The organism is Bacillus sp. 22475 (genome assembly GCF_052044835.1).
GTDB lineage: Bacteria > Bacillota > Bacilli > Bacillales > Bacillaceae_G > Bacillus_A > Bacillus_A cereus.
In genome coordinates, this window is record NZ_JBQENW010000003.1 from 387,588 (window position 1) to 407,533 (window position 19,946).

Consider the following 19,946-nt stretch of genomic DNA (forward strand, 5'->3'; position numbering starts at 1 on the left):
CCAATTACAATAGCCTGGCTATAATCTAGCCAGGCTTATAATATTATTGTTCTCTGATATTATCAATAATATTATCTTGTTGAATTTTTTTCAATGGATTTAAGACTGCTAAATAACTAATTATTAAAGCTGAAACAAACGTAATGATACAAGCCTCATAGGGAATCGTCCATGTCATTTTCAACATATCAGATATAGCTAAATATATAATATAAGACAATATACAGCCAAAAAAGATTCCTTGTAAACTTCCAGAAAAACCGTAAATCAAAGCTTCATAGGTAATCATTTTTTTCAAATCCTTTTGTGACATACCAATGGATTTCAAAGCGGCCAATTCTTTTCGTCTAGTCATGATACTTATAGTTATAGTATTGAGGATATTAACGCTACTAATTAAAGAAATGACTGTGATGAAACCATATGCAAGCACTTGTAAAGTAAGTTTTTCTTCTTTTTTTGTTTTATTTTCTTGATAATTATTTACGATTGTAATGGAATAGCTTTTTCCAATCGTGTTTTCTATTTCCTTTACTGTCGCGGAAGATTGAGTTACATCCTTTAATTTAGTTTCAAAGCTATTCTCCTTTTTTTCGTATACTTTAGATATATTTTCAAGTGATTTCAATTGATACAAAACTTGTTCACCTTCAGCTAAATGATCTGGATTATTATCCACTATCTTAATTGTAATATCCGATTTAATAGATAACTTATCAACAGATTTAGATGCAAATGCAACACTCATTAAATACGAGAAAGTAATAAATAACACACTACTTATAATAATTGATAAGATTGTAATGGTATAGCGATTTTTATTTCGCTTAACATTTTTCATAGCCATGCTCAAAGGAATAGATAAAGGTTTTTTCACCATGGAATTCTTTTGTTTTTTGATTTGTTCCTTTTTAATTGACAACCTGCTACTAATTGCCAACAAAGGGGAGATTTTCCCTGCAAAATAAGCTGGGTACAAACTTGACGCTATTACAGAAAGCAAGGTAATAATCGAACTTACTAGTAAAATATTCCAATCAACATAAAATATCGAGACCGCTTTACTATTTTCCATTAAAAGTGAAAAAGTGAACTGCAGAGAGGCAAGTGCTATTAGGCTACATATAATTCCAATTGGTATAGCGATAACAGCCAGAAAAGTAGCTTCTCTCAGAACGATTTGTCTAATTTGCTTTCGTGTTGCACCAATGCTTCTCAACAAGCCAAACTGCCTCGTTCGTTCTACGACACTGATTTGAAAAGCGTTGTAAATCACAACAATTGTCGCTATCACAACAATGCTGATTGTAATAATTAGCGTAGCCATAATCGAATTATTGTAACCTGGTTTCTCTAATTGAATTAATTCATTACTTATATTAATATTATTTTCTCCGGAAATGGTCTTGAGTCCCTCTAAAACCTCATTAAAGTTTGCTTTTGAGCTAATTCCAACTAATATTTTTCCTTCACCAGCGCTAAACTTACTCTTATAGGTTAGTAACCGTCCCACCTTATTTTCCTGTGTATATGTACTATCACTTAGAAAACCAACCAATTTGTATTTTTTTTCATTTAATTCGAATGAATCACCTATTTGAATATTTTCTTTTATATAAGGTAATACCCAGGGATCAACAGCAACTTCTTGATCATTAGATGGCAATCTGCCCTTAATAATACTGTATTTTAAAAATTCCAAGGCGTTATCATCAGCAAAATTCATTTTTACAGCAGCCTCTCCAACTTGGACTGTTTCTCCCTGTGACATTAAACCAAATGATTCAATTTGCGGGTTATATTTAATTTTTTTCAATATCGATTCATCGTAATTTAATACAACGGCATGAAAAGAATACCCTTGCCTCTTTTTCGTATTCTCGATTTGAGAAATCTGAGTACCGTTCATAAATAGGCCGATTGTAGAAATTAACGATACAGAGAGTACGATTCCTATCAAAGTTAAAATTGTTCGTTTCTTATTTCCCTTTAAGTATCTCCTGCTTAATTGTTTATAATTACCAATCAAGATTAGTTTCCTCCCGTCTTAGGCTTATTCGTGGATAGCCACTGATCGGAAATGATTTGGCCATCTTCAATTGTAATAATACGGTCAGAAGTTGATGCAATTTTTAAATCGTGAGTAATCAATACAATAGTTTGATTATATTTTTTTGCTGTCAATCTTAATAAATCCATGACTTCTTTTGTGTTTTGAGTATCCAGATTTCCTGTAGGTTCATCAGCTAAGATTAAATGTGGGCGATTTATAAGTGCCCTCCCAATCGAAACCCGTTGTTGCTGACCTCCTGATAATTCAGATGGTAAATGATTTCGTCTTTCATGAAGTCCCAGAATTTCAATAATTTCGTCCATATAAGGATTATCTACAGGTTCATTATCTAGTAAAGTGGGCAAAGCTATATTCTCTTGCACATTCAATACAGGAATTAAATTAAAGAACTGAAATATAAAACCAACTTTTCTTCTTCTAAATATCGAAAGTTCATTATCTGAATAATTATAAATATTGTTCTCTCCAATAAATACTTGTCCTGAACTCGGACGGTCCAACCCTCCCAAAATATGCAACAATGTACTTTTACCTGAGCCAGAAGCTCCTACGATTGAAACAAATTCCCCTTGCTGTATAGAAAGATTTATGCCCTTCAAAGCATCTACCCTACTATTTCCTTCACCATAACTTTTGACTACATTTTCTATTCTTACGATTTCCATTTATATCACCTTATTTTCATTTTAATTTAGTCTTGTACCTCTACAAAGTTTATTTTATTCTGATTATTCGAAGAGAGCTTATCAATCTGTTGTAAAACTTTGTCTACTTCTTGTTTGTTTTTATAATCAAAATTACGTTTTTGAAATTGAATCAATTTCATTATTGACTCTGATTCAGAAATTGTATTATAGTCTTGGTCGTTTAGAATAACAAGGTTCATTGGAACATACCCAATCCAAATTTGCTGTTTAACATACTGGGCAGATACCATCTTACCGTTCAAATTCAACTGGTTATTTTCAAAATTATCAACCATAGAATCCTTAGCCGCATAAGAAAATAATAGATTCTGATCACTAGATACTTTATTTTTATCTTTCACCCTCTCAGAAATAATAGATGCTAAATTTGGATCTTTTCTAGCTCTTAGAAGTCCCTTATTAAATAATTTTACCGCGGTAGAACTATTAATAACTGCATATTCTGTAGTGTTGATTTCAAATTCTTCATTTGTATCATTTTGTTTCTTATCTTCTTCTGATAATGGAATCCTTTTTGTTGTTGTGACGTACTTTACCTTATAGTCTATTGATTGTTTAGTGTCATCTTTAAACTCTTGTTTAACTTTTTCTACGTCAGTTGCAGTACCACTAACTAGAATCCCATCGACTGGTTGTCCTGGACCTTGCACATAACGTTTTACTCCTAATCCTATTCCTATAAAAATAGCAATAACAACCGTATAACTTATAATTTTTTTCATTAGAATACTCCTTTAGTAAATGATTTATATCTGGATTATAGATGAGTTTTTTTCATAAGTTAATGACTTCTATCTAACTATGTGACTTCTAATCTTACAATTTTGTAAGATTAGTATTCCCCATGCTCAACAAGCTAAATTTATATAATAATAATCTTATACGTTATTATTCTCTTTTTTATTGAAACGGGTCGAATCACAGGCAATAACCCGACCTATAATGATTAATGTTACAGATAATAACTTAAGGCCCGTCTTATATATAATCTAAATCTTTAAAATAAACAAAGGATATTACTCCTAATACAGCACCAACTATCCCTAGCATCAAACCCTTATACTTTTGTATAAACATCTTATTCCTCTTTTCGTACAAATAAATTATTCCATATATAACAATACTAAATTATGGAATGTTTCCAAAGAATTAAAACGTTTTTATATTCAGTTTATATGTCTACTTCTTTACTTATCCCATAGATAAGTAAATCCAAAGGGATACAAAAACGTCACTTCTTTTATAAACAGTACGACTTTATTGTTACTTAATAGTAGTGAGAAATATCACATATCTCATAAAAGGGCTGGGCGGAAATTTAAGTTTACTAAATACCTTTTCTAAAGTTTGAGTGCACCCTTTTTCTGTACACTCCATCCAATCTTTCATCAAACAACTACCTTCTCCTATAATTTCAAAGGATTCCCACTCGATTATCCCGAATATATAAATTACTATTCTCACAAGGAGCGAATTTATATGAATCTATTCGAACACGAAACGTAAAACCGTTCCCCTTTCATAAGAGGTCCTCCTTTTTTCTTTTCTCACCATATCATTTACTTACAAAATAGGAGGATACAATTATGAAACGTGATCCATTATTTTTAACTTTATTAGAAAGTGCAAATACACATTTTAGCGGCTGGGATTTTTCTTTCATTTCAGAAGCGGGTCGAATGAAGAGTGAGCCTTTATCGTGGTCGTACGGCAGTACTGCTTTCCAGCTTATGCAACATGCAGAATCAATGCTCGATATGGGTACTGGCGGCGGAGAGTTTTTATCTATGTTACAACCGTTCCCGTCAACTATTTATGCTACTGAGGGCTACGCTCCAAACGTGCCAATTTCTCGAAAGAAATTAGAGCCTTTAGGGGTTACTGTTGTAGAGGTGAACGATGATACTGCATTGCCATTTCAAGATGGTCAGTTTAATCTAATCCTAAACCAACATGAATCATATGCTGCTTCTGAAGTAAAAAGAATCCTTTCTCCAAATGGAACATTTCTTACACAACAAGTTGGCGGTCTCGATTGCGCGGAACTTAATGACCAATTTGACACACCACTAAATAGTGAATTTGCAAGTTGGTCGCTTGAAGCGGCATGTAATGAACTACAGGAAAACGGATTTACTATCTTAGAAACAAAAGAAGAATTCCCTTTCCAACGCTTTTATGATATTGGCGCTATCGTCTATTATTTAAAAGCAATTCCGTGGCAAATTCCTGATTTCACTGTCGAAAGGTATTATGAGGAGTTATATCGTATACATGAGATTATCTTGCAAAAAGGATATTTTGATGTGAAGCAACATCGCTTTATCATTAAGGCCATTCGAGGCTGGTAATATAAAATACTAAATACAAAAAGAGTGCTTTTCTTCAAAGCACTCTTCCTAAAAAATTTACCACTCTTTACGTTCATCACAATCACAGTCACGATCATGATTACGTTTACGTCGACATTTATCACAATCGCAATCACGGTCACGTTTACAACGACATTCATCACAGTCTCTATGTCTACATCTACAAAACATTAAATCATCCCAAAATCTATTACAATTTCGGAAATGTCTAAAATTACAATTACACCCCATAACTACCAGACCCTCCTCTTTTTAATAAGACTCATCCTATTCTATGTTTAAATTTCAAATACGGCTTGTTTACTAGTCTATTTTTTCTACCTATCTTTCCTTAACAACAAATAAGACGCTAACCAAATAAAGGTTGCGCCTACAAGCATTAATATTGTTTTAATCAAATTAAAAACATCGCTTTAATTTTGTCCATATATTTGATAATAGCTTGAGTCATAACTTTCCCTTCATAATAATATTCAACTGTATCATCCTTGCCAGTAAACTTAACTAATACTATATTCTTGTTTCCCATTACCTTCACTTTCCTCCAAAATAAAAAGCATCCTCCCTGGATACTATGTAATTACTTATTATATTGTAATTCAAATAAGGTACATGAAATTTCATTTTTCTTTCAGCTACCTAATGTTGTTAAATCTATCTTCATTACATACTTTATTAAATAGTTAGAAGAAGAGCAAAAGCCCTTCTCCGTATACACAACGTGAATTGCAATTGAATGTGAAATTGCAATTCAACTATTCATTCACTCTGCAACCATCGCCATCGGTTATGACGATCCATTTTCAGTTATAAGGAATTGTATGAGCAATGTTTTCTGCCGCCGCTCACAATACAAATATATCACGTTGATTCTAAAACAACTGGCACATTTACTGCCAAAAGGCGGTTACGACTCTGCCAATTATTATAAAATAGCAAGTTCTTTTAGTTAAATTACCTTATTAAAACTAACCCAAAAACGCAATCGCATTTTTCGTTTTTCTCGCAAATGCAATTGGATCTTCTATCGATTCCCAGTGAACATATATTAAATGAGGATTATCATCTAGCCAATGATTGTGAAATGCCGATACTTTAAAGCCAAATCTCAGAAGTTGTGAAATTAGTTGATCAGTCTGATCTTGAGTCGTTGCCGTTTCACCTAAACAAAGTGCAACTTCGGATGGATCGAGGGATTCGAACGAAAAAAGTTGATGCCCCACAAGAGGTGAATTTGCAGGTCTTCCAAAGATAGTCGCTCCAAAATTCACATTCCGCATAACAAAACATACAGGCCCTGGTTCAATTTCACCTTCACCACCTAATGTAGCAGTAAATTCATCACATAATGCTTGAAATTCTGGAGATACTACAGGTGGTGGCAAATCTGGTGGTAATACTGGACCTAAGAAATCAATAGATTCTCTTGATTTTCTCGCAAATGCAATCGGATCATCTATCGATTCCCAGTGAATATAAAATAAACGTGGATTTTCATTTATCCAGTGATTGTGCAAACCTGATACGATAATACCGCGATCACGAAGATTAGTAAGGACTTGTTCAACCTGATTTTCAAAAGCTGCAGTTTCCCCTAAACAAAGTGCATTTCCTGATTCATCAAGAGATTCAAACGAAAAAAATTGATAATTAACCAAAGGTGAATTTGATTTTCTTCCTAATACTGTTTCATCAAATATTCTAGTTCGAGTTACAGTACATACAGGTCCTGGATCAATTGAATGATCAGTACCACCTAGAATATCAAAAAAGCGTTGACATAGATTTTCAAATACTGGATCTACTTGTCGATTTTCTATTTCCATAGTATATTCCTCCTAAAATTTTATAGGATTATCTTCCTAAAATTGCAGAAGACAATATATTCTATGCTAGCAATCTAGTAACTGCTTAGACAATTATGAAAGATTAATAGAGAACCATAGCAAGTTATTCAATGTACATACTATATTTCAAATTATGTTACACGATAAAGTTATAGACATATAATAAGGAGCACTTTAAACATGTCTTTTTCTCAGTTAAATAATGAGAGCAATCAACTTATAAATGTCGATTGCTCTATTAAAATATTCTCTACTAGATTATAAGATTGATTGTTTTCGTATTCTTTCTATTGAGAAACAAGTTGTTTTTCATATCGCTTGTTCGCATCATCTTCTTTCAAACATACAGTTGTGTAATTAATAATATTCCGGTTATCGTACGTGAATATATGTTTTAACTTATTTTCTTCTGTTAATACTGTCGGTAAGTATTTTGGTAAATTGCTAACTACACCTCTATTATCACCATCTAATATCCAATCAATTTCTTTCCATTCTAATAAGCCTTCAGCCGTACGTAATGGTGTATTCATTTGCATTCCATCTGGCAAATCAGCAACGAACACATACATTCCTTCACTAGCCTGGGGCTGATCTTTACCTTTAAAACCAACAGTCCCTTTATACGTTACACTTGAAAGTTCTATGCCCGTTTCCTCAAACGTTTCTCTAATTATTCCTTCGTATGGCGTTTCATTCTCTTCTATTTTTCCTCCAACACCATTCCACATCCCCATATTCGGCTTTTTATTTCTATTTAATAGCAGTATTTTATCGCTTTTTCTAATAAAGCAAATTGTGTATTTGTACATACGATCATTTCCTTTCATTTTCCACATGAGTTATTTGGCTTATTTTCAATTAAAAACACTCGCCTTATAATTCCTTACTACATAATATATAGTACAACTTTCATGCGTAAACACTTTACGTCAAACGAGAGAATCCTTTTTAGAAAGGAGAATTTAAAATCGATAATATAAGTAATGAATTTTTAAACCAATATTACAACGGCATCGTGTGGTTAAACGATACACACTGGTTCGGGGTTCCAATCTGTAAACTTCCCTCTGATCTCTTTTTGTATCAAGAAATTATTTATGAATTAAAGCCCGATTTAATTATTGAATGCGGGACTTTTCACGGTGGTAGTGCACTGTATTTAACTTCTATGTTAGATTTAATTGGAAAAGGTCACGTACTTACTATCGATATAACTCCGCAGCCAAATCGGCCATCACATAATCGGATTACGTATTTAACAGCATCTTCTGTTTCTGTGCAGGCCATCCAAACAATAGTAAGTATGCGCAAACCTGATGATGTGATTTTAGTTATTTTAGATTCTGATCATAGTAAAGAGCATGTTTCCAAAGAACTCTTGCTATATAAATCTATCGTCACTACTGGCAGTTATATAATTGTAGAAGATACCTCCATTAACGGAAATCCGCTTCTTCCCGATTGGGGTCCTGGCCCAATGGAAGCTGTGGAAGAGTTTTTAACTAAAAACAATAACTTCATAATCGACGAGTCTAAACATAAATTTTTCATATCATTTAATCCAAAAGGTTTTTTAAAGAAAATAAAGTGAAACTTTAATAAGTGGGGTTTTGCTCATCCCCCACTTATTCTATCATTTTCATTTTTGAAAAAGGATAATATACAAATTCCACCTTGCCAATTATGTTATCTTCTTCAATATATCCTAAGCCATTGCGACTATCTCTACTTACTTCGCGGTTATCTCCCATTACAAATAACTTATTTGGCGGAATTTTTGTCTTTTGAAAGTTATAAAACACTTGTGTGTTGTTAAATAAATCTTTGTTCGTATATGGTTCTTCTTGCTTTTTATCGTTCACATATACCTTTCCGTTCGTTATGTTAATTACATCACCAGGAAGCCCTATTACACGTTTCACATAATATTTCGATTCATCCTCTTCTTTTATAATGACAATTTCTCCGTGTTGTAAATTAGAAAGACGTACTACCGCTTTATTTACAAATACGTAGTCTTCTTCATATAAAGTCGGCTGCATCGATTCCCCTTCCACCTTACATAAAGTAAAAGAATGGTAGCCTATGACTATCACCAATATAAATAGTATGTACTTTCCCCAGCCTCTCTTAATCTCCTTTTTCATATCCATTCCCACCTTATAAAGCGCTTTTTAACTCAAAAAATATATCACTGCACAATATGTTTCCATGCAGTGATACTATTTTTACTGTGCCTTGTTCGGTTGTTCTACTGGAATTGAATTTGTATTTGATCTATTTGTTTTTAATTCAAAATACGCATCCAAAATCTCTTTACCAATCGCAGAATTAATTCCTGATTTATCATCATTCACCCATGGTACAACAACTGAAAAAGCTACTTCCGGATCCGCATCATATGGTGCATAACCGGCAAGAGTTAAATTATAACATTTTTTTCGGTTGTTGTTCTCATCTCTTCCAATATCACTTTCTCCACCATATATTGTCTCAGCTGTTCCTGTTTTTCCCGCTGGTTTATATGGTAGACCTTTAAATGTTCCGGTTCCGGTTCCGTCAGCTTCTTGAAAAACTCTTCTAAATCCTTCTTTTACATGATTAATGTACGAAGTTTCCATATCCACTCTATTTAATACAACTGGTTCAATCGACCGAACAACTTTTCCTGCATCCTCTGGTCTATTCGGTTGCTCTCTAACTTCTTGTACAATTTGTGGTTTCATTCGGTAACCGCCATTTGCAATGGTTGAAATATATTGCGCAAGCTGAAGCGGCGTATATGTATCATACTGTCCAATCGCGTAATCAAGTAAAAATCCGGGTATGTTATCAGTTCTACCTATTTGACCGATTGATTCATTTGGCAGGTCAATACCAGTCGACACACCTAGGCCAAATTGTCTAAAATAGTAGCGCATTTTATTAAATGTTTCTTGTTTAATATCTAATGGATTGTTTGGAACATAATTAATGCCTGCAATTTTTAAAGCTGTATTAAACATATAAACGTTCGATGACACTTGCAAAGCTCTTAAATCATCAATATCCCCAAATTCTTTCCACGATTTCTTCGGCTTAGAACTTCCTTTAAAATACATTGGCGCATCAAAGAAGTGTGTATACGGCTTAATCGCTTCTGTTTGATATCCAGTTAATAAAGTAGCCCCTTTTACAGTTGACCCTAACTCATAAGAACTTGTCATCGTTCCTAATGCATAATCTTCTATTTGCATACCACCATCTTTATTTACAATTTTCTTTCCTGCCATTGATAAAATTTGACCGTTTTTCGGATTCATCATTACTACGAACGCACGATCCATCATCGGCTCTGCAGCATGAAAGGCTCGTAAATTCTTTTCAAGGCTTCCCTCTACTCTTTTCTGTAAATCCATATCGACTGTTAACATCAAGTTATTTCCACTTTTTCCTTCAGTCACTTTTTCTGTTCGAACAATCTTCCCTGCTTTATCCATAATATTTTTAGACTGTTCTTTCGTTCCATGTAGTGCATCTTCGTATTGTTTTTCGATGTAACTTTTACCAATACGGTCGTTTCGATTATAATCACGAACTAAATAATAATCTAATTGTTCTCTTGGCAACCCTTCATTTTCATTAGAAACGCTACCTAGTATAGAGCGCAGTATTTTATCATTTGGGTATTCACGTTCCCAATCTACTGTTGTATCCACTCCCGGTAAACTTGCCAACCTTTCACTAACGACAGCATATTCATTTTCACTTACGTCTTTTTTAACGATTTGCGGAGTCATTTTATATCCCGCATTCATTTTGCTTTTAATTACTAATACTTCTATATCTTCCTTTGAAAGCTCATTTAATTCTTCTTGTGTAATTCTTTCCCGGCGCAGTTCTTCTACTTTTTTATCTAACTCTTTTCCTTCTATTTCTTGCTTTCTAAATTTACTCTCATCTTCTTTCGTTACTTTCGCTGCTGCCCGCTTTTCATTTAACTGCATCCAAAAATCTTTTTTATCTGTCTCTGTTAACTTATCCATGTCCTCTTGCGACATTTCAATTAGCTTAGCTAAATCTCTTGCTACTTGTAAAACTTCTTTTGAGTCCACTCCTCTCATTTTCGTATATGTAACGGTTCGTAATGGTTTATTATTTACAATAACGTGACCTTGTCGATCAAACATTTTCCCTCTAGGAACGGGAGTACTTACCGTTACATCTTCCTTTTTGTTTACTTCATTTCTATACGTTTCTCCATCAATGATTTGTACTTTACCTAATTGAATTATAATAGCTGAAAATAAAAGAAAGACAATAAAAAATAGTACATTTAACCGAAATGGAATATGAGTCTTTTTCTTTTTCGATTGTTTTTTCTGCTCCTTTTTCTGTCTCATTTCGCTCCCTCGCTTCATTCTATTAACATTTCTACGCAAAATCATTATGTATCAAATTTATTTATATGATATATATAGAATTTTATATTAATTACTAAAGAAATAAAAGATTTAATTTTCAGTTTTTTAATTTTATAACCTATTTATTACCATTCCCCTTCATAAGTCATAACATGAATTTTATTCAAACAAAAAACTGAGGTGTTCTCTATACACCTCAGTTTTTCATAAAAATAATAACTTATTTAACCGACGATAACCCTTCAACAAACTCACCAATCTTATTTTGAAAAACAAAATCAAAGTTATATTCTTGCCCTGTTAACTCTTCATTTACTAAAATTGTCGTTGCCCCTATTTCCCTCTTTGCGATTTGCGGGAATGAAGCGACGGGTTGCACTTTTAATGACGTTCCCATAACGATAAATACATCTGTTTCATATAAACGTGTTATCGCATTTTGATATTGCGGCAATGTATCTCCATATAAAACAACGTCTGGATTTAAAATGAAATTACACTTCTCGCAGCGAGGCACTTCATGATCAATCATATACTGCAAATCATATCCCGCTTTACACTTCGGACAATGTGCTGTTTGAAGTGTTCCATGTAAATCAATGACATGCTTACTACCGCCTAATTGATGTAAACCGTCAATATTTTGCGTTAAAATCGTAATATCTTTCCCTTGTTCTTCTAATTCAGCTAAAAAGCGATGGCCGTGATTTGGTTTATATTGATGAAACGTATTAATTTGAAAGATTTCTTTATAATGCTTCCAAAATTCTTTCGGACTCCTATTATAATATCCCCTTGATAAATACATTTCCACATTCGCATCGGCATACAATCCATTTGCTGAACGGAAATCTGGGATACCACTTTCCGTACTTGCACCAGCACCTGTTAACACTGTAATTTTCTTCGCTTTTTCTAAAATTGAACGTACTTCTTCAAATTGCACAAAAATCACCTCTATGTATTTTCCTATACTTATTATACCAGTTGTTTACAGGAGGTGTTGTCTTTGTATAAAGAACTCTTTAAACTTCCTTATTTTACATAGTTTTTCTTGATGATATCTTTTGCATTTTTGTAAAGGAATACAAAGAAGATTACTGCTAGGATACCGTTTACCCAATAATATGTATTTCCAGAGGCAAACCTATTATAAAAGGATTGAGCATTATAATATAATAGGCCCGCTGAAAGCACGGTAGAGATTACTAACATACCAAAACTTTTCAAGATACCCACCTCATTTTTAAAAATTCCGATTTTTATAATAATTATACATGAAAATGGGAGAGTTTAAAATGTGCAATGTATCCTATTATTATCAACCTAACGATACATCTTTCCTTCAAACAAAAATAACAACTACATACGCACTTCGGTACTACCCCAACATCTTACTTAATGTGTCGTACCCCCAACTTCCACAATATCCACCTCAACCGTCGTCGTTATCTCAACTGCCAATTCTATCCCTTTACGAATAGTAGAAAGTGACATACTCGGTTGGCCTGGATAGTTACTCGCTTGCTCTGGTAGGAACGGAATATGAATAAATCCGGCTTTTATTTTCTTATCCTGTTTCTCTAGTTCATGCATGAGACCGTAGAATAAATGATTACAAACGAATGTACCTGCTGTTTGTGAAACGGAAGCTGGTATCCCTTCTTCGTGAAGTCTTTTTACAATTGCTTTCATCGGAAGTGTAGACCAATAAGCAGCCGGTCCTTCTTCTATAACCGGCACATCTACTGGCTGATTCCCTTCATTGTCAGCAATTCTTGCATCATCAATATTAATTGCGACACGCTCTACCGTAATATCTGGTCTGCCCCCAGCTTGTCCGATACATATAATTATTTCCGGTGTTAGTTCTTCTATATATTCTTTTAAAACTTGTATTGATTTATGAAATACAGTTGGTACTTGTTTACTAATAATCTTGTATTCTCCGATTGTTTTTTCATGCAAACTTTTTGCGACTTCCCAAGCTGGATTGATGCTTTCTCCGCCGAACGGGTCGAACCCTGTTAATAATACTGTTTTCATAGTTTTCCCTCCTAATTAGAAACGATATACAAGGCCGTACATAATAAACATATTGATAATAAAGATGGAAAGAGCAATTGGTACTTGCGCTTTAATAACTGCATTCTTATCTTTTAGCTCTAAAAGCATTGCCGGAACGATATTAAAGTTTGCTGCCATTGGAGTAAGCAGCGTTCCGCAATATCCAGCAAACATACCGAGTGCTGCCATAATTGCTGGGTTTCCGCCGTGCATTTGAACTATTAAAGGTAAGCCAATTCCGCCAGTAATAACAGCAAACGCTGCGAATGCATTTCCCATTACGACTGTAAATAGCATCATGCCTAAACAGTACGCCATAACAGCAACGAACGGATACTCTGTCGGTAGCACTTGTCCAACTAAGTCTGAAACAACTTGTCCAACGCCAGACTTCGCGAATATACCGCCAAGTGCTGCTAACATTTGTGGCAAAATAACAGCCCAGCCGACAGCTTGTAATAGTCTGCTTCCTTCTTGTACAGGCGTTGTTATTTTTGATTTTGTAATACGCATCGCCGCAACGAATGCGAGTAATGCACCAAGCGCTAATGCAACTAATGTTACTTTATCTGGATCAACAAGAGAGACATTTCCCCATTTAATTTTCCCTAACGTCAACGTACCGATAATTGTAAAAATAGGAATTAATAGTGCAGGCATAAAAATTTTATTTTTTAATTTCTCAGCATGTTTCACACGTTCTTGTACTGGAACTTCTTTTTCCTCTGATTTTGTTACTTTATTTAGTGAAGCTAAAACGACCATAGCGAGCACTATACAGCCAACGTAAAACGAAGGAATTACATTTCCGAATAAAAATGTAACTGCAAACAATGCCCAAAATAAACTAGAACCGAATCTGTTTGGATGTTCACGATCGAATGCGATACGAACAGCGATAAAAGCAACGATTATCCCTAATACATAATAGATTGTATCCATTGTGATGATGTTCATATTAAATTGCCTCCTTCTCTTCTTTTCCTTCTGCCTTCATTGTTTTCTCTATATATTTATCAAACTTTCTAAATCTAATCCAGCTTACAATAAGTGCAGATATTGCTGTCGGAATGCCCCAAAGTGCCATATCCCATACTCCGACATGCATACCTACTGAATCGAAGAATCCTTTCATTAATAAAATAGCTCCAGTTGCGATGAAAATATCTTCTCCGAAAAACCAAGCTGTATTTTCAGCAGCTGCTGCGTTTGCTTTAATCTTTTCTCTTAATTTTTCAGGAAGTTTACCATATTTACCTTGCGCGGCCCCTTCTGCCATCGGTGCAACGAGCGGCCTTACTGTTTGCGCATGCCCACCAATATTAAGCCCTAGTGCTGCTGATGATTCTCTTATCGTAAAATATGACATTAATACTCTTCCAGTTGTTGCTCCTTTTGATTTCGTTATAAGTGCTTCTGCTCTTTCTTTTAAACCGTAACGCTCTAAAATTCCGATTACCGGTAAAGTTAATATAATTGGCATAGACATATATCTATTTTCTATGAAAAATTTACCGAACATGCTGATCACATCATAAAAACTTAATCCTGAAACCATACCAGTAACAATACCTGCAACCATAACTACTAAAAGTGTATTTAATCTAAATAAAAAGCCCACTGCAACAAGTAGTATTCCGATTAATTTAATCATCCCAGCACTTCCCCCTATTTTTTATTTCGGTGCACAAATAGAAATATTATTAAGTTTGAATGTTCTGTATATTCTTTCTGCAAATTGCACTGCTTTTTCCCCATCACCGTGTAAACAAATCGTTTGCGCCTGAACTGCTACTTTCTCTCCATTGACCGCATTTACATGGCCTTCTTTCACCATTTGAAGTACTTGCTTTATCGCTTCGTCTTCATCTTTTATAAGCGCATTTTCTTCTGTACGGCTCGTTAATGTACCATCTTGCTTATATGTACGATCCGCAAAAGCCTCTTGTACAAGAGTTACTTTGTATTTTTCTGCAGCCTGTATAAACGCCTCGCTATTTGCTAATCCATAAAGTAATAGACTTGGATTTATATGATAAATTGCCTTTGCAATTGCATCTGCAATTTCCTGATTAGACGCCGCCATATTATATAAGGCACCGTGCGGCTTTACATGCTGCATTTTCCCGCCTGCCGCTTTCACAAATGCGTCTAATGCGCCTGTTTGATATAGAACATAATCGTATACTTCACTTGCTGAAACATTCATGTTTCTTCTACCAAATCCAATTAAATCAGGAAATCCAGGATGCGCCCCTATTGCTACGTTATGCTCCAAAGCTTTTTCAACAGTTTGACGCATAATAGACGGATCACCCGCATGAAAACCGCAAGCAACGTTTATAGAGGAAACGAACGGAAGAATCTCATCATCATTCCCCATTTTATAAGCGCCAAAACTTTCTCCTAAATCACAGTTTAAATCGATTGTAGTCATAATGTATTCCTCCTAATTTCAGCTTCGTAAAGCGATGAATTTCTTTAATAAATTCATATTTACTTCTTGTTCTATGTACAATTGTTCCGCTTCTTCAAGCGTAATTTTCTCAAAAGAAACATAGTCCCCCGGCTTTAGCTGGGCAAGAAGAGGTAAATCTACTGAAATGATATTTCCCATTCTCGGATAGCCACCTGTCGTTTGCCTATCTGCCATTAATATAATCGGCTGTCCACCATTAGGAACTTGAATGGTTCCAAATGTAACAGGACTCGATAAAATCTCTTTTTCTTCATTCCTATTTAAAACTTCTCCCTCAACCCTATAGCCCATACGGTCAGCATAATTAGATACCTTATACTCTTTCGTAAAAAATGCCTTTCTACTTTCTTCTGTAAATTGATCATATTCAAAGTCAGTTATGACACGAAGCTTTGGATGTTTCTTATACTTTGGTAGTACGCTGTTGCTAATTGCCCATTTCGTTTTTATTCTCGCATCTTTTTGTAAGTCTAGAATGAAACGACTCGCCATTTCTGGTTGTGCACCAATTTGGAAGTAGTCACCCTTTTTCAGCATTCTTCCTTCTATACCACCAATCGCAGCACGTATGTACGTACTTTTGCTTCCCATTGTACGCTCAATATGTATACCACCCGCAAAAGTTACATACGCTCTGCAACCACTTTTCACTTTTCCAAAACAAAGCATACTACCTTCTTCCGCTAAAATGGGACGCCATAACGGGATACGTTCTCCATTCAATAACGGTTCCATATCTGCTCCGCCAATCGCAAGTAAAGTCGTTTTCTTTATTAACAATTTAGGTCCCATAATCGTCATTTCGAGTCCCGCTTCATTCTCCTCATTACCAACTAACATATTGATCATCCGAAGTGCACTTTGATCCATAGTCCCGCCAACTGGTACACCGTATTGTTGATAATGAGATCGCCCTAAATCTTGGACTGTTGTAAACATTCCTGCATGCAAAACCTCTACATCCATTCTTTAGCCCCCTCAAGTGATACGTACTCTTCCTTCGTTATTGGGATAAATCGTAAATACATACCGCTTTGAATAAAGGTTGGTGTTTCTTCTTCCGGATTAAATAAGGAGATTGGTGTTCGACCAATAATATTCCATCCACCCGGTGTTTCAAGTGGATAAATACCTGTTTGATTTCCGCCGATTCCTACCGAACCAGGTGAGATTTGTAACCGCGGTATTTCTTTTCTAGGTGTTTCTAATTCTTTTGATAGTCCTCCTAAATACGGGAACCCTGGTGTAAAACCTAACATATATACAAAATATGTAGTTTCACTATGTATTCGAATCACATCTTCTACTTGTAAACCTTTATAATGTGCAACCTCTTCTAAATCAGGTCCATATTCTCCCCCGTAGCACACTGGTATAGAAATATGTTTCACATCCTGTTTTACTTCTTCTTTATAAGAATCACACAGCTCCTTTATATACTGGCGAACGTAATCATATGACCTTTCACTTCTCTCATTTCTCTTCCATACTTCGTATACATTGTAGTAAACAGCTAATGAAGTAAACGACGGAACGCACTCAATCATTCCTGCAAACGGATGTTGCTGCAGTGCTTGAAATAACCGCTGTACTTTCTCATATATATCCATCTTAATTTCTTCACCAAATGTAACAATAATTGCTTGATCCCCTAACGCAGAAAATTTCATCCTACTCCCTCTTTCTATACCAAAAAGCCGAGTTCTTTCGAAATGCGATGTGCTGTTTCTTTCACCTTAGCGATAAAATATGAAATGTTACTTTCGCTGTACTCAATTGCTAATCCCGAAATACTCATACCTGCTACAACCGTTCCATCACTTGCGTAAATGGGCGCTGCTATTGCGGCTGTATGATTTTCTAACTCAGAATAACTAATTGTGTAGCCTTCCTTTTTTGCCATTTGCAACACTTCTAGCAATTGTTCCTTATCCACAATTGTTCCATCTGCAAACTGTTTTAAATCCACTTCCTCTATGTATCTCCGTTTCTCTTCCTCAGAAAAATACGATAGTAAAATTCTCGGACATGCACCAGCATAAAGCGGTGCTCTTCTTCCAACCGCCGTATACACGCGTACTGGCTGAACACCTTCCATCTTTTCAACATAAATTGCGTCATTACCATCTTGAATTATTAAATTAACTGCCTGTCCTAAACTATCTCTAAGCTCTTTCATATAAGGAATTGCTATATTCCTTACTGATAATCGTTGTGAAACAAGTTGACCGAATCGTAAAAATACGACCCCTAAACGATATTTCCCCTTTTCGTTTTTTTGTAAAAACTCCATCTCTTCTAACGAGCCAATTAAACGATAAACAGATGTTTTCGGCATATTTGTAAGCTGAACCATCTCAGTTAAACTTAGCTCTTCATGCTCATAAAACAACTCTAAAATATCCATTGTCTTAACTGCCGTTTTATTTATACTCATTCTATCTCCCTTTCGTTCCGAATTACGGAACTTAAATTCCATTTTTCGAAACAAACATATAATTTAAAATTATAAAATATTCTTTCAATTCAATCAATAGATTTTAAGCAAATAAAAAAGTATGGAAGAATATCTCTCCCATACTTCACCACACTTTATAACGCTCTTACTTGTTTTAACGGCCAGAAAACAGCTTGTCCTTTTCCGACAATTTCATCTTCTGAAATAAAGCCAAACATGCGACCATCCTTAGAAACTTCACGATTATCCCCTAAAACAAATACTTGGCCTTCTGGCACTTTCGTTTTCCCAGTGATTTGTTCTAACGTAAAGTCTGGAGTTAATACACGGCCTACTGCTTTTTCTTTAAACTTTTTTAAATATGGTTCTTCCATCGCTTTTCCGTTTACATATAAAACATCATTTTTATACTCAACTGTATCGCCTGGCAAACCAATTACTCGTTTTACTAAATCGTATCCTTCTTTTCCGTGGAAGACGATAATATCAAAGCGATCTAATCCACTTATACTATAACCAATCTTATTCACGAGAACTCGTTCGTTATTTTTTAAAGTGGGCATCATTGATTCACCTTGCACTAAAGAAGGTGTAAATAAAACACCGCGAATAATAGCAATTAATACAAGGGTAAACCCTATTGTTTTAGCCCAAGAGAATAATTCTTTCTTCGTATTTTCCTTCATCGTTTCTCCTCTTTCTTAAGCACTTATTTTATGATTTCAACTAATTCTTGTACTAAATTAGGATCTATTTCAGAAAAACATGATTTTCCTTCTCTTACCGCTGTACCGACATGCGCCTGCGTGATTCCTGTTTCATCTAGCAATCGCTTTATATTTTCTTTCGTCACGCCAGCTCCAGCTACAAGCTGAATTTGACCATCACTTACCTTTTGCATTTCAGTAAGCACCGGAATATTCTCTACTATATTTCCTTGTCCACCTGAAGTTAAAACGTGAGACACTTTATGAAACTTCTTTAAAGTGTTCATCGCTTCTACTGGATTTTTTATATCATCTATCGCACGGTGGTACGTTACATTTATTCCATCTACAACAGATAGTAAATCCGCTAATTTCTCTTCATCCACTTCATTTCGTTCGCTTAATACGCCTAATACTACACCAGCTGCTCCTAACTTCTGTGCAACTATAATATCTTCTTTCATCATTTCAATTTCTTCTTCCGTATATGTAAAAGACTTCGCATGCGGACGAATCATAACATGAATTGGTATACTTACCGCTTCTACCGCTTTTTTTATAAAAGCATAACTCGGTGTTAAACCACCTTCTGTATAAGATGAAATTAATTCAATCCGCTTCCCGCCAGCACTTTCAATTCGTTTTACATCTTCTAAACATGTTGCAATAACCTCTAGCATGAGATGACCTCTTTTCGTGCTTTTTTCTTATTATAACATTAGTAAAAATAAGAAGCCTAGCTTTCTCCTTTAAAACTTAAAAAAGAAGAATGAAAAGAAAGATTTTTTTATTGGCAACAATTATTTGTGACATCCTATTATTCATGTAC

General features: G+C 34.7%; 22 protein-coding genes. 2 read left to right on the forward strand and 20 right to left on the reverse strand.

Features of this window, described 5'->3' with window-relative positions; all coding sequences use genetic code 11:
• Positions 1-43: 43 nt before the first annotated feature.
• From ACTJJY_RS08290 to ACTJJY_RS08300, 3 genes are read right to left on the reverse strand one after another with little or no spacing between them, the layout of a single operon-like run.
• The gene (locus ACTJJY_RS08290; RefSeq protein ID WP_098976361.1) at positions 44-2,029 is read right to left on the reverse strand and encodes an ABC transporter permease; all 1,986 of its coding nucleotides are present in this window, start codon (positions 2,027-2,029) and stop codon (positions 44-46) included.
• A gap of 2 nt (positions 2,030-2,031) precedes the next feature.
• Positions 2,032-2,739, reverse strand: a complete 708-nt coding sequence (locus ACTJJY_RS08295; RefSeq protein ID WP_000407086.1) for an ABC transporter ATP-binding protein — start codon at positions 2,737-2,739, stop codon at positions 2,032-2,034.
• Between the two features lie 26 nt (positions 2,740-2,765).
• Positions 2,766-3,503, reverse strand: coding sequence for a lipoprotein BA_5634 family protein (locus ACTJJY_RS08300; RefSeq protein ID WP_089171351.1), 738 nt, complete (start codon positions 3,501-3,503; stop codon positions 2,766-2,768).
• Between the two features lie 864 nt (positions 3,504-4,367).
• Between ACTJJY_RS08300 and ACTJJY_RS08305 the strand changes: the two genes are divergently transcribed.
• Positions 4,368-5,132 (forward strand): class I SAM-dependent methyltransferase, encoded by a 765-nt coding sequence (locus tag ACTJJY_RS08305; protein ID WP_089171352.1) that lies wholly within the window; start codon positions 4,368-4,370, stop codon positions 5,130-5,132.
• Between the two features lie 57 nt (positions 5,133-5,189).
• Here ACTJJY_RS08305 and ACTJJY_RS08310 read toward each other — a convergent pair whose 3' ends face one another.
• The 4 genes from ACTJJY_RS08310 to ACTJJY_RS08325 form a co-directional block, all read right to left on the reverse strand.
• On the reverse strand, positions 5,190-5,384 hold the full coding sequence (locus ACTJJY_RS08310) for a hypothetical protein (protein ID WP_089171353.1): 195 nt from the start codon (positions 5,382-5,384) through the stop codon (positions 5,190-5,192).
• A 163-nt stretch (positions 5,385-5,547) separates the two neighbouring features.
• Positions 5,548-5,682 carry a hypothetical protein gene (locus ACTJJY_RS08315; RefSeq protein ID WP_276569230.1) on the reverse strand — a complete coding sequence of 45 codons (135 nt, stop codon included), beginning with the start codon at positions 5,680-5,682 and terminating at the stop codon, positions 5,548-5,550.
• A 439-nt stretch (positions 5,683-6,121) separates the two neighbouring features.
• The gene (locus ACTJJY_RS08320; protein ID WP_095690632.1) at positions 6,122-6,979 is read right to left on the reverse strand and encodes a DUF1259 domain-containing protein; all 858 of its coding nucleotides are present in this window, start codon (positions 6,977-6,979) and stop codon (positions 6,122-6,124) included.
• Positions 6,980-7,287: 308 nt separating this feature from the next.
• Positions 7,288-7,812: an NUDIX hydrolase gene (locus tag ACTJJY_RS08325; protein WP_095690631.1), complete on the reverse strand. Its 525-nt coding sequence runs from the start codon at positions 7,810-7,812 to the stop codon at positions 7,288-7,290.
• Between the two features lie 158 nt (positions 7,813-7,970).
• Between ACTJJY_RS08325 and ACTJJY_RS08330 the strand changes: the two genes are divergently transcribed.
• Complete coding sequence (locus ACTJJY_RS08330; RefSeq protein ID WP_276565494.1) at positions 7,971-8,594, forward strand: cephalosporin hydroxylase family protein; 624 nt, start codon at positions 7,971-7,973, stop codon at positions 8,592-8,594.
• Positions 8,595-8,628: 34 nt separating this feature from the next.
• Here ACTJJY_RS08330 and lepB (ACTJJY_RS08335) read toward each other — a convergent pair whose 3' ends face one another.
• The 13 genes from lepB (ACTJJY_RS08335) to ACTJJY_RS08395 all read right to left on the reverse strand — a co-directional run bounded on the left by lepB (ACTJJY_RS08335) (position 8,629) and on the right by ACTJJY_RS08395 (position 19,797).
• The gene (gene lepB, locus ACTJJY_RS08335) at positions 8,629-9,150 is read right to left on the reverse strand and encodes a signal peptidase I (protein WP_002094069.1); all 522 of its coding nucleotides are present in this window, start codon (positions 9,148-9,150) and stop codon (positions 8,629-8,631) included.
• A gap of 81 nt (positions 9,151-9,231) precedes the next feature.
• Positions 9,232-11,385: a peptidoglycan D,D-transpeptidase FtsI family protein gene (locus tag ACTJJY_RS08340; protein ID WP_095690629.1), complete on the reverse strand. Its 2,154-nt coding sequence runs from the start codon at positions 11,383-11,385 to the stop codon at positions 9,232-9,234.
• A 241-nt stretch (positions 11,386-11,626) separates the two neighbouring features.
• Complete coding sequence (locus tag ACTJJY_RS08345; RefSeq protein WP_141241024.1) at positions 11,627-12,352, reverse strand: NAD-dependent protein deacylase; 726 nt, start codon at positions 12,350-12,352, stop codon at positions 11,627-11,629.
• A gap of 89 nt (positions 12,353-12,441) precedes the next feature.
• Positions 12,442-12,636, reverse strand: a complete 195-nt coding sequence (locus tag ACTJJY_RS08350; protein ID WP_440605347.1) for a hypothetical protein — start codon at positions 12,634-12,636, stop codon at positions 12,442-12,444.
• Between the two features lie 168 nt (positions 12,637-12,804).
• Positions 12,805-13,452 (reverse strand): pyroglutamyl-peptidase I, encoded by a 648-nt coding sequence (gene pcp, locus ACTJJY_RS08355; protein ID WP_095690627.1) that lies wholly within the window; start codon positions 13,450-13,452, stop codon positions 12,805-12,807.
• Between the two features lie 15 nt (positions 13,453-13,467).
• The gene (locus ACTJJY_RS08360; RefSeq protein ID WP_001021658.1) at positions 13,468-14,430 is read right to left on the reverse strand and encodes a DUF979 domain-containing protein; all 963 of its coding nucleotides are present in this window, start codon (positions 14,428-14,430) and stop codon (positions 13,468-13,470) included.
• Position 14,431: 1 nt separating this feature from the next.
• Positions 14,432-15,127, reverse strand: a complete 696-nt coding sequence (locus ACTJJY_RS08365) for a DUF969 domain-containing protein (protein ID WP_095690626.1) — start codon at positions 15,125-15,127, stop codon at positions 14,432-14,434.
• Between the two features lie 21 nt (positions 15,128-15,148).
• Positions 15,149-15,910, reverse strand: coding sequence for a 5-oxoprolinase subunit PxpA (pxpA, locus tag ACTJJY_RS08370; RefSeq protein ID WP_095690625.1), 762 nt, complete (start codon positions 15,908-15,910; stop codon positions 15,149-15,151).
• 18 nt (positions 15,911-15,928) lie between these two features.
• A complete protein-coding gene (locus ACTJJY_RS08375; RefSeq protein ID WP_053564100.1) occupies positions 15,929-16,918 on the reverse strand; it encodes a biotin-dependent carboxyltransferase family protein in 990 nt (329 codons plus the stop codon).
• Complete coding sequence (pxpB, locus tag ACTJJY_RS08380) at positions 16,909-17,622, reverse strand: 5-oxoprolinase subunit PxpB (protein WP_000672267.1); 714 nt, start codon at positions 17,620-17,622, stop codon at positions 16,909-16,911. The genes ACTJJY_RS08375 and pxpB overlap by 10 nt, the downstream gene beginning before the upstream one ends.
• Positions 17,623-17,636: 14 nt before the next feature.
• The gene (locus tag ACTJJY_RS08385) at positions 17,637-18,389 is read right to left on the reverse strand and encodes an IclR family transcriptional regulator (protein ID WP_095690624.1); all 753 of its coding nucleotides are present in this window, start codon (positions 18,387-18,389) and stop codon (positions 17,637-17,639) included.
• 155 nt (positions 18,390-18,544) lie between these two features.
• Positions 18,545-19,096, reverse strand: a complete 552-nt coding sequence (gene lepB, locus ACTJJY_RS08390; protein WP_000662499.1) for a signal peptidase I — start codon at positions 19,094-19,096, stop codon at positions 18,545-18,547.
• A 23-nt stretch (positions 19,097-19,119) separates the two neighbouring features.
• Complete coding sequence (locus tag ACTJJY_RS08395; RefSeq protein ID WP_095690623.1) at positions 19,120-19,797, reverse strand: copper homeostasis protein CutC; 678 nt, start codon at positions 19,795-19,797, stop codon at positions 19,120-19,122.
• Between the last annotated feature and the right edge of the window lie 149 nt (positions 19,798-19,946).

Excerpts from the sequence above, each read along its gene's own strand:
- ACTJJY_RS08295 (WP_000407086.1), bottom strand. The coding sequence starts at position 2,739 with ATGGAAATCGTAAGAATAGAAAATGTAGTCAAAAGTTATGGTGAAGGA.
- ACTJJY_RS08365 (WP_095690626.1), bottom strand. The coding sequence starts at position 15,127 with ATGATTAAATTAATCGGAATACTACTTGTTGCAGTGGGCTTTTTATTT.
- ACTJJY_RS08325 (WP_095690631.1), bottom strand. The coding sequence starts at position 7,812 with ATGTACAAATACACAATTTGCTTTATTAGAAAAAGCGATAAAATACTG.
- lepB (WP_002094069.1), bottom strand. The coding sequence starts at position 9,150 with ATGAAAAAGGAGATTAAGAGAGGCTGGGGAAAGTACATACTATTTATA.
- ACTJJY_RS08300 (WP_089171351.1), bottom strand. The coding sequence starts at position 3,503 with ATGAAAAAAATTATAAGTTATACGGTTGTTATTGCTATTTTTATAGGA.
- ACTJJY_RS08395 (WP_095690623.1), bottom strand. The coding sequence starts at position 19,797 with ATGCTAGAGGTTATTGCAACATGTTTAGAAGATGTAAAACGAATTGAA.
- ACTJJY_RS08310 (WP_089171353.1), bottom strand. The coding sequence starts at position 5,384 with ATGGGGTGTAATTGTAATTTTAGACATTTCCGAAATTGTAATAGATTT.
- pxpA (WP_095690625.1), bottom strand. The coding sequence starts at position 15,910 with ATGACTACAATCGATTTAAACTGTGATTTAGGAGAAAGTTTTGGCGCT.
- ACTJJY_RS08385 (WP_095690624.1), bottom strand. The coding sequence starts at position 18,389 with ATGAGTATAAATAAAACGGCAGTTAAGACAATGGATATTTTAGAGTTG.
- ACTJJY_RS08375 (WP_053564100.1), bottom strand. The coding sequence starts at position 16,918 with ATGGATGTAGAGGTTTTGCATGCAGGAATGTTTACAACAGTCCAAGAT.
- pcp (WP_095690627.1), bottom strand. The coding sequence starts at position 13,452 with ATGAAAACAGTATTATTAACAGGGTTCGACCCGTTCGGCGGAGAAAGC.
- ACTJJY_RS08305 (WP_089171352.1), top strand. The coding sequence starts at position 4,368 with ATGAAACGTGATCCATTATTTTTAACTTTATTAGAAAGTGCAAATACA.
- ACTJJY_RS08340 (WP_095690629.1), bottom strand. The coding sequence starts at position 11,385 with ATGAGACAGAAAAAGGAGCAGAAAAAACAATCGAAAAAGAAAAAGACT.
- pxpB (WP_000672267.1), bottom strand. The coding sequence starts at position 17,622 with ATGAAATTTTCTGCGTTAGGGGATCAAGCAATTATTGTTACATTTGGT.
- ACTJJY_RS08360 (WP_001021658.1), bottom strand. The coding sequence starts at position 14,430 with ATGAACATCATCACAATGGATACAATCTATTATGTATTAGGGATAATC.
- ACTJJY_RS08320 (WP_095690632.1), bottom strand. The coding sequence starts at position 6,979 with ATGGAAATAGAAAATCGACAAGTAGATCCAGTATTTGAAAATCTATGT.
- ACTJJY_RS08315 (WP_276569230.1), bottom strand. The coding sequence starts at position 5,682 with ATGGGAAACAAGAATATAGTATTAGTTAAGTTTACTGGCAAGGATGAT.
- lepB (WP_000662499.1), bottom strand. The coding sequence starts at position 19,096 with ATGAAGGAAAATACGAAGAAAGAATTATTCTCTTGGGCTAAAACAATA.